Source organism: Streptomyces sp. NPDC090088, assembly GCF_044747345.1.
In the GTDB taxonomy this organism is placed as follows: domain Bacteria; phylum Actinomycetota; class Actinomycetes; order Streptomycetales; family Streptomycetaceae; genus Streptomyces.
This window is the reverse complement of record NZ_JBIVDZ010000008.1, coordinates 90,426-106,251: the sequence shown is the minus strand read 5'-3', so window position 1 is coordinate 106,251 and position 15,826 is coordinate 90,426. Positions and strand designations below refer to the sequence as shown.

Annotated in this window: 15 protein-coding genes; 2 read left to right on the top strand and 13 right to left on the bottom strand. The window is 71.5% G+C overall.

Annotated features, from left to right (window positions below):
- Positions 1-19: 19 nt before the first annotated feature.
- The 12 genes from ACIPSJ_RS34560 to ACIPSJ_RS34505 form a co-directional block, all read right to left on the bottom strand.
- Positions 20-1,129, bottom strand: coding sequence for an aliphatic sulfonate ABC transporter substrate-binding protein (locus tag ACIPSJ_RS34560; protein ID WP_401351671.1), 1,110 nt, complete (start codon positions 1,127-1,129; stop codon positions 20-22).
- 231 nt (positions 1,130-1,360) lie between these two features.
- Positions 1,361-2,698 carry a GTP-binding protein gene (locus ACIPSJ_RS34555; protein WP_359224530.1) on the bottom strand — a complete coding sequence of 446 codons (1,338 nt, stop codon included), beginning with the start codon at positions 2,696-2,698 and terminating at the stop codon, positions 1,361-1,363.
- A 2-nt stretch (positions 2,699-2,700) separates the two neighbouring features.
- Positions 2,701-3,639 carry a sulfate adenylyltransferase subunit CysD gene (cysD, locus tag ACIPSJ_RS34550; RefSeq protein ID WP_401351668.1) on the bottom strand — a complete coding sequence of 313 codons (939 nt, stop codon included), beginning with the start codon at positions 3,637-3,639 and terminating at the stop codon, positions 2,701-2,703.
- Positions 3,636-4,172, bottom strand: a complete 537-nt coding sequence (gene cysC / locus ACIPSJ_RS34545; RefSeq protein WP_355707668.1) for an adenylyl-sulfate kinase — start codon at positions 4,170-4,172, stop codon at positions 3,636-3,638. The genes cysD and cysC overlap by 4 nt, the downstream gene beginning before the upstream one ends.
- Before the next feature lie 44 nt (positions 4,173-4,216).
- Positions 4,217-4,927 carry a phosphoadenylyl-sulfate reductase gene (locus ACIPSJ_RS34540; protein WP_401351665.1) on the bottom strand — a complete coding sequence of 237 codons (711 nt, stop codon included), beginning with the start codon at positions 4,925-4,927 and terminating at the stop codon, positions 4,217-4,219.
- Positions 4,924-5,112: a hypothetical protein gene (locus ACIPSJ_RS34535; RefSeq protein ID WP_352223108.1), complete on the bottom strand. Its 189-nt coding sequence runs from the start codon at positions 5,110-5,112 to the stop codon at positions 4,924-4,926. Before ACIPSJ_RS34535 ends, ACIPSJ_RS34540 begins: the two co-directional genes overlap by 4 nt.
- Positions 5,109-6,806, bottom strand: coding sequence for a nitrite/sulfite reductase (locus ACIPSJ_RS34530; RefSeq protein ID WP_401351662.1), 1,698 nt, complete (start codon positions 6,804-6,806; stop codon positions 5,109-5,111). Before ACIPSJ_RS34530 ends, ACIPSJ_RS34535 begins: the two co-directional genes overlap by 4 nt.
- Positions 6,807-6,933: 127 nt before the next feature.
- Entirely contained in the window at positions 6,934-7,017 is an 84-nt protein-coding gene (locus tag ACIPSJ_RS34525; RefSeq protein ID WP_309500612.1) for a putative leader peptide, read from the bottom strand.
- Between the two features lie 109 nt (positions 7,018-7,126).
- Positions 7,127-7,711: a GNAT family N-acetyltransferase gene (locus ACIPSJ_RS34520; protein ID WP_359219066.1), complete on the bottom strand. Its 585-nt coding sequence runs from the start codon at positions 7,709-7,711 to the stop codon at positions 7,127-7,129.
- A 42-nt stretch (positions 7,712-7,753) separates the two neighbouring features.
- Entirely contained in the window at positions 7,754-9,088 is a 1,335-nt protein-coding gene (locus tag ACIPSJ_RS34515; RefSeq protein ID WP_359219068.1) for a hypothetical protein, read from the bottom strand.
- 185 nt (positions 9,089-9,273) lie between these two features.
- Positions 9,274-10,551, bottom strand: coding sequence for a GAF domain-containing protein (locus tag ACIPSJ_RS34510; protein WP_359219070.1), 1,278 nt, complete (start codon positions 10,549-10,551; stop codon positions 9,274-9,276).
- 422 nt (positions 10,552-10,973) lie between these two features.
- Entirely contained in the window at positions 10,974-12,608 is a 1,635-nt protein-coding gene (locus ACIPSJ_RS34505; protein WP_401351658.1) for an acyl-CoA dehydrogenase family protein, read from the bottom strand.
- Positions 12,609-12,757: 149 nt separating this feature from the next.
- Here ACIPSJ_RS34505 and ACIPSJ_RS34500 point away from each other — a divergent pair, with 149 nt between their 5' ends.
- Positions 12,758-13,906, top strand: a complete 1,149-nt coding sequence (locus ACIPSJ_RS34500) for a YihY/virulence factor BrkB family protein (protein WP_359219074.1) — start codon at positions 12,758-12,760, stop codon at positions 13,904-13,906.
- A 4-nt stretch (positions 13,907-13,910) separates the two neighbouring features.
- On the opposite strand, the gene ACIPSJ_RS34495 is transcribed toward ACIPSJ_RS34500, so the two are convergent.
- Positions 13,911-14,756 (bottom strand): NAD(P)H-binding protein, encoded by an 846-nt coding sequence (locus ACIPSJ_RS34495; RefSeq protein ID WP_401351656.1) that lies wholly within the window; start codon positions 14,754-14,756, stop codon positions 13,911-13,913.
- Positions 14,757-14,838: 82 nt separating this feature from the next.
- Between ACIPSJ_RS34495 and ACIPSJ_RS34490 the strand changes: the two genes are divergently transcribed.
- Positions 14,839-15,768, top strand: a complete 930-nt coding sequence (locus tag ACIPSJ_RS34490) for an AraC family transcriptional regulator (protein ID WP_359219078.1) — start codon at positions 14,839-14,841, stop codon at positions 15,766-15,768.
- Positions 15,769-15,826 lie beyond the last annotated feature (58 nt).

Sequence of the window (15,826 nt, the reverse complement as noted above, 5' to 3'; positions counted from 1 at the left end):
GGAACGCGTCGGGACGGGGTCAGCTGGTGCCGAGACCGGCGGCGTCGACCGTGCTGGCGCCCTCGGCCTTGAGGACCTTGTTGAGGATCGTCAGGTCGTAGATGTTCTTCAGCAGCGGGTCGGTGAGCAGACCGGCCTTGACGGCGTGCTGGGCCTCGGTGTTGAGGGTGGAGGCCAGCGGGTCGTCGGTGAACTGGATGGAGGACCAGGCCGAGTTCAGGACGTCGTCGGGCAGCGCCTTGCCGGAGTCGATCGCCAGCTGCTTGTTGGCCGAGGTCTTCGCCGCGTCCGGGTTGGCGTTGATCCACTTGTTGGTCGCGACCGAGCCCTTCAGGACCGCCTCGACGACCTTCGGGTGCTCCTTGAGGAACTTCTGCGACACGATGATGTTCGTGATCACGAACTTCTTGTCGGGCCACAGCGTGGACTCGTCGAGCAGCACCTTGCCGCCCTCGGCGACCAGCTTGGACGCGGTCGGCTCCGGCACCCAGGCGCCGTCGATGGAACCGGCCTTGAACGCGTCCGGGGTGATCTTGTTGTCGGTGCGGACGACCGTGACGTCACCCTTGCCGCTCTGCGCGTCGACCTTCCAGCCCTGGTCGGCGATCCAGTTGAGGAACGCCACGTCCTGCGTGTTGCCCAGCTGAGGCGTCGCGATCTTCTTGCCCTTGACGTCCTTGAGGGACTTGATCTTCTTCGGGTTGACGACCAGCTTCACGCCACCCGACGCCGAACCGCTGATGATCTTCAGGTCGGTGCCGTTGGACTTGGTGTAGCCGTTGATCGCCGGGGAGGGACCGATCCAGCCGATGTCGATGGACCCGGAGTTGAGCGCCTCGATCTCGGAGGGCCCCGCGTTGAAGATCGCGTACTTCGCCTTGGTGGCGCCGAGCTCCTTCTGGAAGAAGCCCTTCTGGTTGCCGACCAGCGCGGTCGCGTGGGTCAGGTTGCCGAAGTAGCCGATCTTGACGGTGTCGAGCCCGTCGATCTTCTTGGCCCCGGCTGCGACCTTGGTGGTGTCGCTCTTGTCGGAGTCCGACCCGTACCCGCAGGCGGCGAGCGTGAGCAGGGGAAGTGCGGCGATCGCGGCTATGCCGCGACGGAGGAGCTGGGAGCGGTTGGCAGGCACGGGAGGCTTTCCTCTCGTTGGCCCGGCGGTCACGGTCTCTCAGGTCGTGGCCGGGAGGTCGGCAGGTCTTCGTCGCATCCGGGACGGCGGGTGGGGGGCCAGGGCGCGCAGGCAGTGCGCGTACGTCAGCACGCACATCGGGCCACCCCGCCCTGCCCGCTGCCGAGGGCGCCGCTGCCGACGCGGCCGCCCTCCTTCGCGAACGTCGAGTAGACGTCGGTCATCGTCATGTCAGAAGTCCCAGCCGTCGTCTTCGGTCTCGTCCTTGACCGGCTCGGGGGAGGCGAACGACTCGCCGACCATGCCCGCGGTGAGCGTGGTGCCGTCGGCGGGGTCGATCAGGATGAACGAGCCGGTGCGGCGCGAGTCGGCGTAGGAGTCGACCGGCAGCGGCTCGGCGGTACGGATCTTGACCCGGCCGATGTCGTTGGCGACGAGCTGTCCCGGGTGCGGGTGCAGGGACAGGTCGTCGAGCGTCAGGCGGGACGGGATGTCCTTGACGACCGCCTTGACCGTGCGGGTGCCGTGCTTGAGCAGGACCCGGTGGCCGACGGTCAGCGGCTGGTCGGCGACGTGGCAGACGGTCGCTTCGACGTCCTGGGTGGTCGCCGGGGCGTCCTTCGTCGGCACGATCAGGTCGCCGCGCGAGACGTCGATGTCGTCGGTGAGCAGCAGGGTCACCGACTGGGTGGTCCACGCCGTGTCGACCGGCCTGCCGAGCAGGTCGATGCCCGAGATCGTCGTCGTACGGCCGGACGGCAGGACCGTGACCGCCTCGCCGACGTGGAAGGTGCCGGCCGCGATCTGGCCTGCGTAGCCCCGGTAGTCGGGGTGCTCGGCGGTCTGCGGGCGGATCACGTACTGCACGGGCAGCCGCGCGTGGCAGTGCGCCAGGTCGTGGCTGACCGGTACGGTCTCCAGGTGCTCCAGGACGGTCGGGCCGCCGTACCAGTCCATGTTCGCGGACGGCTCCACGACGTTGTCGCCGACGAGCGCCGAGATCGGGATCGCGGTGACCTCCGGGACGCCCAGCTCGGTGGCGTACGCCGTGAACTCCTCGGCGATCCCGGCGAAGATCGACTCCTGGTAGCCGACCAGGTCCATCTTGTTGACGGCGAGCACCACGTGCGGGACGCGCAGCAGGGCGGCGATCGCGGCGTGCCGGCGGGTCTGCTCGACGACGCCGTTGCGGGCGTCGACCAGGACCACGGTCAGTTCGGCGGTGGAGGCGCCGGTGACCATGTTCCGGGTGTACTGCACATGCCCGGGGGTGTCGGCGAGGATGAACCGGCGCTTCGGGGTGGCGAAGTAGCGGTAGGCCACGTCGATGGTGATGCCCTGCTCGCGCTCGGCGCGCAGCCCGTCGGTCAGCAGGGCGAGGTCGGGGGCGTCCTGGCCGCGCGAGGCGGAGGCGCGCTCGACGGCCTCCAGCTGGTCGGTGAGGACCGACTTGGAGTCGTGCAGCAGCCGCCCGACCAGGGTGGACTTGCCGTCGTCGACGGAGCCCGCGGTCGCGAACCGCAGCAGGGTGGTCTCGGTGAGGCCGAGTTCCGTGGTGCTGGTGGTCATGGTTAGAAGTACCCCTCGCGCTTGCGGTCTTCCATCGCGGCCTCGGAGAGCTTGTCGTCGGCACGCGTGGCGCCGCGCTCGGTGAGCCGGGAGGCGGCGATCTCGGCGATCACGGCGTCCAGCGTGCCGGCGTCGGAGTCGACGGCACCGGTGCAGGACATGTCACCGACGGTCCGGTAGCGCACCTGGCGCTTCTCGACGCTCTCGCCGTCCTTCGGGCCGCCCCACTCACCGGCGGTCAGCCACATGCCGTTGCGCCGGAACACCTCACGCTCGTGCGCGAAGTAGATCTCCGGCAGCTCGATGCCCTCGCGGGCGATGTACTGCCAGACGTCCAGCTCGGTCCAGTTGGAGAGCGGGAAGACGCGGACGTGCTCGCCGGGCGCGTGCCGGCCGTTGTACAGGTTCCACAGCTCGGGGCGCTGGCGGCGCGGGTCCCACTGGGAGAACTCGTCGCGCAGCGAGAACACCCGCTCCTTGGCGCGGGCCTTCTCCTCGTCCCGGCGGCCGCCGCCGAAGACCGCGTCGAACTTCTCGCTCTGGATCTTCTCGGTCAGGGGGAGGGTCTGCAGCGGGTTGCGGACGCCGTCCGGGCGCTCGCGCAGCACGCCGCGGTCGATGTAGTCCTGCACGGAGGCGACGTGCAGCCGCAGCCCGTGCCGCTCCACCGTGCGGTCCCGGTACTCCAGGACCTCGGAGAAGTTGTGCCCGGTGTCGACGTGCAGCAGCGAGAAGGGGATCGCCGCCGGGGCGAACGCCTTGAGCGCCAGGTGCAGCATGACGATGGAGTCCTTGCCGCCGGAGAACAGGATCACCGGCCGCTCGAACTCGCCCGCCACCTCGCGGAAGATGTGGACCGCCTCGGACTCCAGCGCGTCCAGGTGGGACAGGGCGTACGGGGTGCCCGTGCCCTCCCCGTGAGCCGCCACGGTCGTCGTCATGCCAGTCCCTTCTCGCTCAGCAGCGCGTGCACGGCCGCCGCGGACTCCGCGACGGTCTGGTGCTGCGACTCGATCCGCAGGTCGGGCGTCTCGGGCTCCTCGTACGGGTCGTCGACCCCGGTCAGCCCGGTCAGCTCACCGGCGGCCTGCTTGGCGTACAGACCCTTCACATCGCGTACGGAGCAGACGTCGACCGGGGTCGCCACGTGCACCTCGACATACGCGGTGCCGTTCTCGCCGTGGCGCCCCCGCACCGCGTCGCGGCTGTCCGCGTAGGGGGCGATCACCGGGACGAGCGCCTTGACGCCGTTGCGCGCCAGCAGCTCGGCGACGAAGCCGATGCGCTGCACGTTGGTGTGCCGGTCCTCGCGGCTGAAGCCGAGGCCCGCCGAGATGAACTCGCGGATCTCGTCGCCGTCGAGCACCTCGACCTGGTGGCCCTCGTCGCGCAGCCGGCCCGCCAGCTCGTACGCGATGGTGGTCTTGCCGGCGCTCGGCAGACCCGTGAGCCAGACGGTGGCTCCGGTCGTCACGGTGTTCTCCTGATTCGTAGAGTTCGTCGAAGGCGCGGTGGTCGTCATTCGTGCAGCCCGCACTCGGTCTTGGCCCGCCCGGCCCAGCGGCCGGCGCGCGCGTCCTCGCCGTCGAGGACCCGGCGGGTGCAGGGGGCGCAGCCGACGGAGGCGTAGCCGTCCATCAGCAGCGGGTTGGTGAGTACGCCGTGCTCGGCGACGTAGTCGTCCACGTCGTCCTGGGTCCAGCGGGCGATCGGGGAGATCTTGACCTTCTGCCGCTTCTCGTCCCAGCCGACCACCGGGGTGTTCGCCCGGGTCGGGGACTCGTCGCGGCGCAGCCCGGTCGCCCAGGCCGCGTACTTGGTCAGGCCCCGCTCCAGCGGCTGGACCTTGCGGAGCTTGCAGCACAGGTCGGGGTCGCGGTCGTGCAGCTTCGGGCCGTACTCGGCGTCCTGCTCGGCGACCGTCTGGCGCGGGGTGAGCGTGATGACGTTGACGTCCATCACGGCCTCGACCGCGTCCCGGGTGCCGATGGTCTCCGGGAAGTGGTAGCCGGTGTCGAGGAAGACGACGTCCACGCCCTTCTGGACACGCGACGCCAGATGGGCCACCACCGCGTCCTCCATCGAGGAGGTCACACAGAAGCCCTTGCCGAAGGTGTCCACCGCCCACTGGAGGATCTCCAGGGCGGAGGCGTCTTCGAGCTCGCGGCCGGCCTGCTCGGCCAGCGCCTTCAACTCCTCGCTCGTGCGCTCTTCCTGCGCGGTGGTCATATCTGTTCCCCTCCGGCTTCGGAATGCTTCAGCCCCCGGGCGAGCAGCCCGAGGAACTTCAGCTGGAATGCGCGGTTGCAGGCCGCGCATTCCCAGGCACCGTGACTGCCTTCGAGAGCTTCACTCGGCCGAAGGTCCTCGTCACCGCAGTAGGGGCAGTAGAAGGGGGCGGCCCGCTCGCTCATGAGAGGGCCTCCTCGCTGGCACGGGACGCCCAGGCGGCGAACCGCTCGCCGGCCTCGCGCTCGGCCTGGAAACGCTTGAGCACGCGCTCGACGTAGTCGGGCAGCTCCTCCGAGGTCACCTTGAGACCGCGGACCTTGCGGCCGAAACCGGCCTCCAGGCCCAGGGCGCCGCCCAGGTGCACCTGGTAGCCCTCGACCTGCTCGCCCGCGTCGTTCAGGACCAGCTGGCCCTTGAGACCGATGTCCGCGACCTGGATACGGGCGCAGGCGTTGGGGCAGCCGTTGAGGTTGATGGTGAGCGGCTCGTCGAAGTCCGGCAGGCGGCGCTCCAGCTCGTCGATGAGCGAGCTGCCGCGCTGCTTGGTCTCGACGATGGCGAGCTTGCAGTACTCGATGCCGGTGCACGCCATGGTGCCGCGCCGGAAGGAGGACGGCCGGGCGGTCAGGTCCAGCGCCGCCAGGGCCTCGACCAGCGACTCGACCTGGGCCTCCGTGACATCGAGGATGATCATCTTCTGCTCGACGGTGGTGCGCACCCGGCCCGAGCCGTGCGCCTCGGCGAGGTCCGCGATCTTCGCAAGGGTGGCGCCGTCCACCCGGCCGACGCGCGGGGCGAAGCCGACGTAGAAGTTGCCGTCCTGCTGCCGGTGCACACCGACGTGGTCGCGCCAGCGCTGCAGCGGCTGGGCCGGCGCGGGGCCGTCGACGAGCGGGCGCTTGAGGTACTCGTCCTCCAGCACCTGGCGGAACTTCTCCGGGCCCCAGTCGGCGACGAGGAACTTCAGGCGGGCGCGGGTGCGCAGCCGGCGGTAGCCGTAGTCCCGGAAGATGCCGATCACGCCGGCCCAGACGTCCGGGACCTCCGCCAGCGGCACCCAGGCGCCGAGCCGGACACCGATCTTCGGGTTGGTGGAGAGGCCGCCGCCGACCCACAGGTCGAAGCCGGGGCCGTGCTCGGGGTGGTCCACGCCGACGAAGGCGATGTCGTTGATCTCGTGCACCACGTCCAGCAGCGGCGAGCCGGAGATCGCGGACTTGAACTTGCGGGGCAGGTTGGAGAACTCCTTGCTGCCGATGTACCGCCGCTCGATCTCGTCGATGGCCCAGGTGCCGTCGATGATCTCGTCCTCGGCGATACCGGCGACCGGCGAGCCGATCACGACACGAGGGCAGTCGCCGCACGCCTCGGTGGTGGACAGCCCGACGGCCTCAAGACGGTTCCAGATCTCCGGAACGTCCTCGATGCGGATCCAGTGCAGCTGGATGTTCTGCCGGTCGGTGATGTCCGCGCTGCCCCGGGCGAACTCCTGCGAGATCTCGCCGATCACCCGCAGCTGCTGGGTGGTGAGGCGGCCGCCGTCGATCCGCACCCGCAGCATGAAGTACTTGTCGTCCAGCTCCTCCGGCTCCAGGATGGCGGTCTTGCCGCCGTCGATGCCGGGCTTGCGCTGGGTGTACAGCCCCCACCAGCGCATACGGCCGCGCAGGTCGTTGGGGTCGATCGAGTCGAAGCCGCGCTTGGAGTAGATCGTCTCAATGCGTGTCCGCACATTGAGACCGTCGTCGTCCTTCTTGAACTGCTCGTTCCCGTTGAGCGGGGTGTAGTGCCCCATAGCCCACTGACCCTCACCGCGGTGACGGCTCACCTTGCGGCGGGGCGCGGAGGCGGCAGGGTTCTGCGGGGTGGCGGCCATGGTTGATACGTCCTTCGGGACAGGCGGGGAAGCGGCTCTGACCTGCGCGTGCGGGCGCATGCGGGCATACGTGCGCAACATTGCGCGACGGAAGGTCTGGACAGGAAAGCGCGGCGGTGCTGTGCTCTCAGCCCGCCGGACAGATGGCGCTGGACATGCGGCCGAGGTCGACGTGCCGCCGACTCACCAAGGCAATTCCAGTTCCAGACATGACGGAAGCGTGTCACGCGGATCTCCGGGCAGTCCACCATTGTCCGCGATTCGGACGGATCTATTCTGAATGGTGAGACAAGGTGTCGTGCGTCACGCCCGGGGCGTGTTTACGGCCGGGTGTCCGGATGCGCCCCCGGCCAGGGCCCCGGCGCCGTTACGTCCGGTTCCTCCTCGGTCTTCGTGTCGAAGAGCCGGAAGCCGCGACGCTGGTAGTTCGCCATCGCGTGCTCGCCGTCCAGGCTGCAGGTGTGCACCCACACCCGCTTCGTCTGCGGCCGTTCGGGCCACCGCTCGGCGAGGTCCCAGGCACGGGCGGCGCCGTACGAGAGCAGGTGGCCGCCGATCCGGCGGCCCCGGAACGCCGGGAGCAGACCGAAGTAGACGATCTCCACGACCCCGTCGTCCTGCGGTTCGAGCTCGACGTAGCCCGCCGGGGTGCCCCGGTCGTAGGCGACCCAGGTCTCCACACCCGGCCGCTCCAGGTGCTGCTCCCAGCGGGCGTGGCTCCAGCCCAGCCGGTCGGTCCAGCGGATGTCACCGCCCACCGAGGCGTACAGGAAGCGGCTGAACTCGGGGGAGGGGACCGTGGAGCGGACGATCCGGACCGCGTCGCCGTCGGGGGCGGCGGCGGGGCGGAGGTCGGTGGGGGACGTCTGCTCCAGGGACCAGGTGGTCACGGCGATGGTGCTCATGGGGCCAGGCAATCATCCCGGCCCCGGACGTGTCGACGGCTGTTATCCGAGCGACGCGTCGATCGAGCGCAGCGGCACCGAGAACAGCATGCGGTCTGTGACCGACCACACCTCGCCCGTGTCCGGGGCGTAGGAGAGCGAGCCGGTGCCCTCGGCCCAGCAGCGGTGCGAGTCGTCCGAGCCGCAGCGCGCCGCCTGCGCGCCCTTCGTGTCCTGCCGCCACAGGCCGCCGTGCCCGTCCATGGCACCGGGGAGGTGGCCGACATACCACAGGGAGTCGGTCGCGCCCGGCGGGCGGTACGACAGCACGCCCCGGATCTCGGAGGCCCCGGTCCGGTACGCCTCGACGGCGTCGGCCCGGCCGAAGGTGTCCGTGGCGAGCAGACCGTCCCGCTGCGGGGCCTCGTCGAACGCGTACCGCCACAGCCGGGCCGGCCGGTCGCTGTCCGCGGAGGTCCACTCGCCGAGGACCAGACTGTCCGGGGCCGTCCCCCGGTCCACGGAGAGCGCGCTCGGACAGGGCGCGCCGCTCGCGGAGCAGGCTCCGGCGGTGAAGCTGTACGAGCCCACGGCGGGCATCACGTACCGGAAGCCGTCGGCCGACCAGCCGCCCCGCACCCGGCCGATCGCGTCGGCCAGCACCGAGGTCCGCTGGATGCGGTTCAGGTCGTACACGTAGAGCGCGTCGGTGCTGCCCTGGACGGTGGTGACCAGGAGCTTGTCCTCGTACCAGGCCATGCCGGAGATCTGCGAGGCCAGGCCCCGGTAGGTGCTGCCGTCGGCGCTGGGCACGGTCAGCAGGACCCAGGAGTAGGAGGGGTGCGCCGGGTCGTTCGTGTTGATCACGGCGACCCGGGCCAGGCCCCGGGAGGCGGCGGGGCCGGTGTCGGTGCTGTGCGTCCAGCCGGCCAGGACGACCCGGTTGGCGCCCCACAGGCCGTCGTCGTCGGCGTCGGAGGAGGTGGTCACCGACGCCGGCCGCCAGTCGTCGGTGAGGGTGTCGGCCGGGTCCCAGCAGTACGCCTCGCCGGCCGCCGGGGTGACCGGCAGCGAGTCCCGGTCGTCGGAGTCGCAGTCGGCCGCCTCGCGCAGGGTGTGGTCGGCGGTGGCCAGGACGTCGGCGACCCCGATCGTGCCGCCCATCGCGGTGGCCAGCCGGTCCAGCGAGCGGCGCGGTACGAGGTGCTCCTGCAACTGCAGCCGCGCGCTGTCGGTCGTGGAGACCAGCGGCTTCAGTGCGCCGGGGTTGTCTGCGACCGTGGCCTGCGAGGCGCTGACGATCGTGGCAGTCGCGGTGAGCGCGAGTGCGGTCCCGGCCAGGGCGGCGCGCAGTGCCGCGCCCCGCCTGCGTCGCCGGTGTCTGCCGCGATGCTTCATGTCTCCTCCCGAGGCGGGCCAACTGCGCCTGATGGTCCGTACGTTGACCGAGGAGCAGGTGGGGAGGCCCGTACCGGGATGCTACGGCAGTCCGGGCCGCCGTACCTCGAAGACCCCGTAAATATGCGGAAGATACCTCCCTTGATGCACCGGATGCGTTAAATAAGCCCAGGGTAAGGCGACGCTCATCCAGGCCGCCGGCCCGGTGTCCGGCCCGCCGTCACCGCCGGGGCGGTCGAGTACGGCAGCAGGTCGCGCGGGTCGTCCGGGAACAGCACCTCGATCTCCGCGTCCTCCCGGAAGCGGTACGGCCGGTGTTCGAGCAACGCCCCGAGATACCGCCGGATCCTGGACATCTCGGCCCGCACGGTCACGGTCCGTGAGGCGTCCCCGAACACGTCCTCGGCCAGCCCGGCCGCACTGCGCCCGGCGCGCCGCACCGCCAGCAGGTACAGCAACTCGGCGTGCCGCGGACTCAGTTCGCGCGACCAGGAGCCCGCGCCGCCGCCGACCGTCACCGAGGACCGGCGCGGCCGGGTCAGGTCCAGCACGAGCCGGCCCCCGCCCACCGGCACCGGCTCGTCCACCGCCCGCAGCAGCCAGCCCCCGGCCAGCGGCTCCACCGCGCACAGTCCGAGCGAGGGCAGCAGGCGGCGGCCCGGCGACAGGGACTTGGGCAGTGCGAGCCGCCGCGGACACGGCATCCCGGTCACCGCCGCCGTCCAGCCGTCGGCGTCCACCACCAGGGCCCGCCCGCCCAGGCGGGCCAGCACCGGCGCGGCGACCGCCCGCAGCCGCTCCAGCGTGTCCAGATGCAGCTCCCGCAACCGCGCCTCGGCGAGCTTGGCCACCGAGTTCACCCAGGCCAGGGTGGCCGGATGCATGGTCTCCAGCGGGCCGCTGACGTCCACCACACCGAGCAGGGCGCCGTCCCGGGGGTCGGTGATCGGGGCGCCGGAGCAGGTCCACGAGGCGTGCGAGCGGACGAAGTGCTCGGCGGCGAAGACCTGCACGGGCCGGCGCACCACCGCCGGGGTGCCGACCCCGTTGGTGCCGACGACGTCTTCGCGCCAGTCGGCGCCGAGTTCGAAGCCCAGCCCGTCCGCCTTGCGCAGCACCGGCGAGGAACCCTCCCGCCACAGCACCCGGCCGTCGGCGTCCGCCACCACCATGATGTGCTGGGCGACGTCCGCGACCGAAAGCAACCCCTCGCGCAGCACCGGCAGTACGTCCCTGAGCGGTGACTCCTCACGCCTGCGCCGGACTTCGTCGGCGGACAGCAGCCCGGTGCGGAAGTCGTGGTCGGGGTCGACACCGCTGCGCAGCATCCGCCCCCAGGACTGTTCGATCACGGGCCGCGGCGGGACCCGCCCACGGTTCCCGGCGAGTCTGGCCTCGCGCACCTCGCTCAGTACCCGCGCCGCCTGTGCCGCGTTCTTCGCGGCGAGTCGCGCCACGTCCATCGGCGGGTTCCCCACGGAGGTCCTCCCGGATACGCCTCGAAAAAGGCATCGATGAGTCGCTGTCAAGCCGTCCGGGCGGCGGTTTCCGGTCCGGCTCCGTGTCTCATACTGCCGTTTTCCGATGCCGGAGGCACACAGTCCGCACACAGACACCGAGATGTTGCAACCCCTTGCAACCCTGGTGAACGAGCCGGGGGTGGCCGAAAATTGAACCGACGCCACGGCGTCAGTGGCCTGATATGGGCCGAGGGGGCGGGGGTGGTGCCGTGTCGGCGCAGCACCACCCCTGCCTGCGGCGCGTTGGCCGTGCGCGGAAGAGCGTGCGTGGTGGCGGTGCGTCGGCGGCTGACGGTTGTGTGCGGCTGGTCGCGCCCACGCGGCGGTAGCCGCAGATCCAATACAGCCCCGCGCCCCTAGGTGGGTCAGAGTGCCCTTGCTCGATCCACTACGGCGGTCAGGTCCAGGCTTGAGGGCAGCGTGCCGAAAGTGGAGCCCCAGTCGTTGCCCAGGCGGGAGGCGCAGAAGGCGTCGGCGACCTCGGGCGGGGCGAAGCGGACCAGCAGGGAGCCCTGGAGGACCGTTGCCAGGCGTTCCACGAGGCGTCTGGCCCGTGCCTCCATGCCCTCCAGGTCGGCGAGTTCGGAGAAGAGGTCCTTGACGGCGCGGTCGAGGCGGTGGTCGGCGCCGTGGGCGCGGCCGATCTCCTGGAGGTAGGCGTCGAGGGCGCCGGGTTCGCGGTGCAGGGCGCGCAGGACGTCGAGGGCCTGGATGTTCCCGGCACCCTCCCAGACCGAGTTGAGCGGGGACTCGCGGACCAGCCGGGGCAGGCCCGACTCCTCCACGTAGCCGTTGCCGCCGAGGCATTCGGCGGCCTCGACGGTCAGCGGAGCACAGCGCTTGGTCACCCAGTACTTGGCGGCGGGCAACGCCAGTCGCAGGAACGCCCGTTCGGCCTCGCTGCCGTCGTCGTAGGCGGCGGCCAGCCGGAGCGCGAGGGTGGTCGCGGCCTCCGACTCGATCGCGAGGTCGGCCAGTACGTTGCGCATCAGCGGCTTGTCGGCCAGCCGGCCGCCGAACGCCTCGCGATGGGTGGCGTGGTGCACGGCCTGGGCCACCGCCTGCCGCATCAGGCCCGCCGAGCCGAGCACGCAGTCCAGCCGGGTCGCGGCGACCATCTCGATGATGGTGGGCACCCCGCGCCCCTCCTCACCCACCCGCCGCGCCCAGGTCCCGTCGAACTCGACCTCGCTCGACGCGTTCGACCGGTTGCCGAGCTTGTCCTTGAGCCGCTGCAGGCGGAAGACGTTGCGGGTGCCGTCCGCCAGCACCCGGGGGACGAGGAAGCAGGTGAGCCCGGCGGGCGCCTGGGCCAGCACCAGGAAGCCGTCCGACATCGGTGCCGAGCAGAACCACTTGTGTCCGGTGAGGGCGTACGTCCCGGACTCGGCGAGCGGCACCGCGGCGGTCGTGTTCGCGCGTACGTCGCTGCCGCCCTGCTTCTCCGTCATGCCCATGCCGAAGAGGGCGCCGGCCTTCCGGGCGGCGGGCCGCAGCTCACGGTCGTAGATCACGGACGTCAGCAGCGGCTCCCACACGGCGGCCAGCTCGGGGTCGGTGCGCAGCACGGGCACCGCCGCGTTCGTCATCGACAGCGGGCAGCAGGTGCCGGCCTCGGCCTGGGTCCAGACCAGGAAGGCGGCCGCCCGCCGGACGTGCCCGGACGGCCGTACCCAGCCCGTGGTCAGGCCCGCGCCCACACCCTTGCCGAGCAGCCGGTGCCAGGCCGGATGGAACTCGGCCTCGTCGATCCGGTGCCCGTAGCGATCGTGGGTGCGCAGCCGCGGCGGGTGCTCGTTCGCCTGCGCCGCCCACTCCTGCACCTGCGCCGAACCGGCCGAGACGCCGATCCCCGACAACTCGGCGCGCACCTCGTCCAGCAGTTCGGGGGCGGTGTGCCGCCCGACGGCCTCGACGAGGGCGTGGTCGGCGCCGAAGAGGTCGTATCCGACGAGCGGGGGAGGCTGGTTGGTCACGGTGTGGGTGGTGGTGCCTGCCATGTCTGCGAACCTACCCGGGGCGACGGCGGTGGTCTCCAGCCTGACACAGCGGCACCGCCGGCCGCGTCGCGTGATCCGCTGTTCGCGGAAGATCACGATCAGGGCCCCGGAAGATGAGTAGCGCCCCGGACGGCGGATACCGTTAGGGCGTGCAGCCAGCAAGCGATACCCCCGAGCCGCCCTCCGGCCGGCTCCATCGGGCCAGAGCCCTCTACCGGAACGTCTCCAAGCGCCGGACGGCCTGGCTGCTGCTCAAGGACACCGTCAACTCCTGCATGGAGTACCGCATCCTCGGCCTGGCCGCCGAGGCCGCCTTCTTCACCCTGCTGTCGGTCCCGCCGCTGCTGCTCAGCCTCATCGGACTGCTCGGCTACGTCGACGACTGGACCGGCGCCGACACCATCGCCAGCCTGGAGAGCAACCTCCTGGAGGCCTCCCGCACCGTCCTGTCCGACAAGGGCGTGAAGGAGATCGCGGAGCCGATCCTGCACGACGTGATGAAGGGCGGCCGCCCCGACGTCATCTCCATCGGCTTCCTGTTCGCCCTGTGGTCGGGCTCCCGCGCGGTGAACGTCTTCATCGACACCATCACCGTGATGTACGGCCTCGACGGCGTCCGGGGCATCGTGAAGACCCGGATCGTCTCCTTCCTGCTCTTCATCGCCGCGCTGCTGATCGGCTCGGTGGCGCTGCCGCTGATGGTGGCGGGACCGGACGCGGTGGTCGGGATCGTGCCCTGGTCGGAGACGCTCGTCCAGGTCCTGTACTGGCCGGTCGTGATCGTCCTGTCCATCGTCTTCCTGACCACGCTGTACCACGTCTCCGTACCGGTCCGCTCACCGTGGATCGAGGACGTGCCCGGCGCTCTGGTCGCCCTGGGCATGTGGGTCCTCGGCAGCTTCCTGCTGCGCATCTACCTGACCAACACCATCGAGGGCGCGACGATCTACGGCTCGCTCGCCGCGTCCGTCGCCGTGCTCCTGTGGATCGGTGTGTCGGCCTTCGCCGTGCTGGTCGGCGCCGCGGTGAACGCCGCGATCGACCGGGTCTGGCCGGCCGCCGCGACCGCCGCGGCCCGCGCCGCCAACGAGCGGCTGCGCGAGGTCCAGGTCGCCGAGTACGTCGCCCGCGCCGCCGCGGCCCGCGAGGTGGACCCCGACCCCGACGACCCCGACATGCCCTCCGAGTTCCCGGAGCGCTGGTCCCGCTTCCTGCCCCCCGAGGACGTCACGGCCCGGCTGCGCACCCATGTGAAGAGCAGCCACCCGCCGCACAAGCCCAAGCCGGAGAGCCGCTGAGCGGTCAGGGCTTCCACACGCCCGTCGCCGCCGTCTCCCGGACGAAGTCCCCGAAGTCCCGGGGCTCCCGGCCCAGCACCTCCCGCACCCCGTCCGAGAGATACGCGTTCCGGCCGTCCAGCAGGGACTCGAACAGCTCCACCAGGAACTCGACCTCCGGCTCCGGCACCCCGAAGGCGGCGAGGTTCGCGCCGTACTCACGTGCCGTCACCGCCCGGTAGGACAGCTCCCGCCCGGTGGCCGCCGCGATCTCCGCGACCGCCTCGCCGAAGGTGAGCAGCCGCGGCCCCGAGACGGTCAGCGCCCGGCCGGCGTACCGCTCGCCGTCCGTCAGAGCCGCCACCACCACCTCCGCGACATCCCGCAGGTCGATGAACGGCTCCCGCACCGCGCCGCCCGGGAACACCAGCTCCCCGCTCTCCCGCAACTCCGCCACCAGCGGACCCTCGCTGAAGTTCTGCGCGAACCACGCGGCCCGTACGACCGTCCAGTCCGCCCCCGACTCGCGCAGCGCCTCCTCCGTCGGCCGCGCCCGCTCCTCGCCCCGGGAGGAGAGCAGCACCAGCCGCCGCACCCCGAGCGCGACCGCCTCGTGGGCCAGCAGTCCCACCGCGCGGGTCGCCTCCGGTGAGCCGACGTCCGTGGGGAACACCAGGTACGCGGCGTCCGCGCCGCGCAGCGTCTCCGCCCACGTCGACCGGTCCCGCCAGTCGAAGCCCTGCGCCCGCGAGGCCGGCCGCACGGTCAGTCCCGCCGCCCGCGCCGCGTCGGCGACCCGGCTCCCCGTACGACCGGTCGCACCGGTCACCACCACCGTCATGTCCCGCGTGTCCCGCGCCTTGGAGGTCATGTCAGCCAGTCAACCGCCGTACCGCGACCACCGCCCATCGCCGAACGGCTCGTTCCCATAAGCGCGCGTCTACGCTGGCCCCATGGACGCTCTCGCGGGCTTGCTGGAGGGCCCCCGCGCCCGGGGCGCCTTCATGATCCGTGCCTGTTTCGACCCGCCGTGGGGCGTGCGGGTCGAGGACCGCGCCCCGCTCACCGTGATGCTCATGGTCCGCGGCGACGCCTGGATCCTGCCCGACACCGGGGACCCGGTACGGCTGCGGGCCGGCGACCTCGCCATCGCGCGCGGCCCCGACCCGTACACCTGCGCCGACGATCCCGGTACGGTCCCGCAGGCGCTGATCCTGCCCGGCGCGGAGTGCGCCTCTCCGGACGGGCGGCCGCTGAACGGCTCCATGGACCTGGGCGTCCGCACCTGGGGCGGCAGCCTGGACGGCGGCACGGTGGTGTTCATCGGCACGTATCTGATGCGGGGCGAGATCAGCGGACGGCTGCTGGACGCGCTGCCGCCGCTGCTGACGCTCACCGCCGACGTCTGGGAGTGCCCGCTCACCCCGCTGCTGATGGCGGAGATCGTCCGCGACGAGCCGGGCCAGGAGGTGGTCCTCGACCGGCTCCTCGACCTACTGGTCATCGCCGCGCTGCGGGCGTGGTTCGCCCGGCCGGAGGGGGAGGCGCCCGGCTGGTACCGGGCGCTGGCGGACCCGGTGGTCGGCCGGGTGCTGCGGCTGCTCCAGGACGACCCCGCCCACCCCTGGACGGTCGCCGCCCTCGCGGCCAAGGCGGGCGTGTCGCGGGCGGCCCTGGCCCGGCGGTTCACCGAACTGGTGGGCGAGCCGCCGATGACGTACCTGACCGGCTGGCGGCTGGCCCTGGCGGCGGACGCGCTGCGGGACACCGACGACACACTGGAGACGATCGCGCGGCGGGTCGGGTACGGGAGCGCGTTCGCGCTGTCGAGCGCGTTCAAGAGGGTGTACGGGGTGAGTCCGCAGGAGCATCGGGCGGGGTAGGGGTGCGTCGGCGGCTGACGGTCGTGGGGGGTGCTCGCGCAGTTCCCCGCGCCCCTGA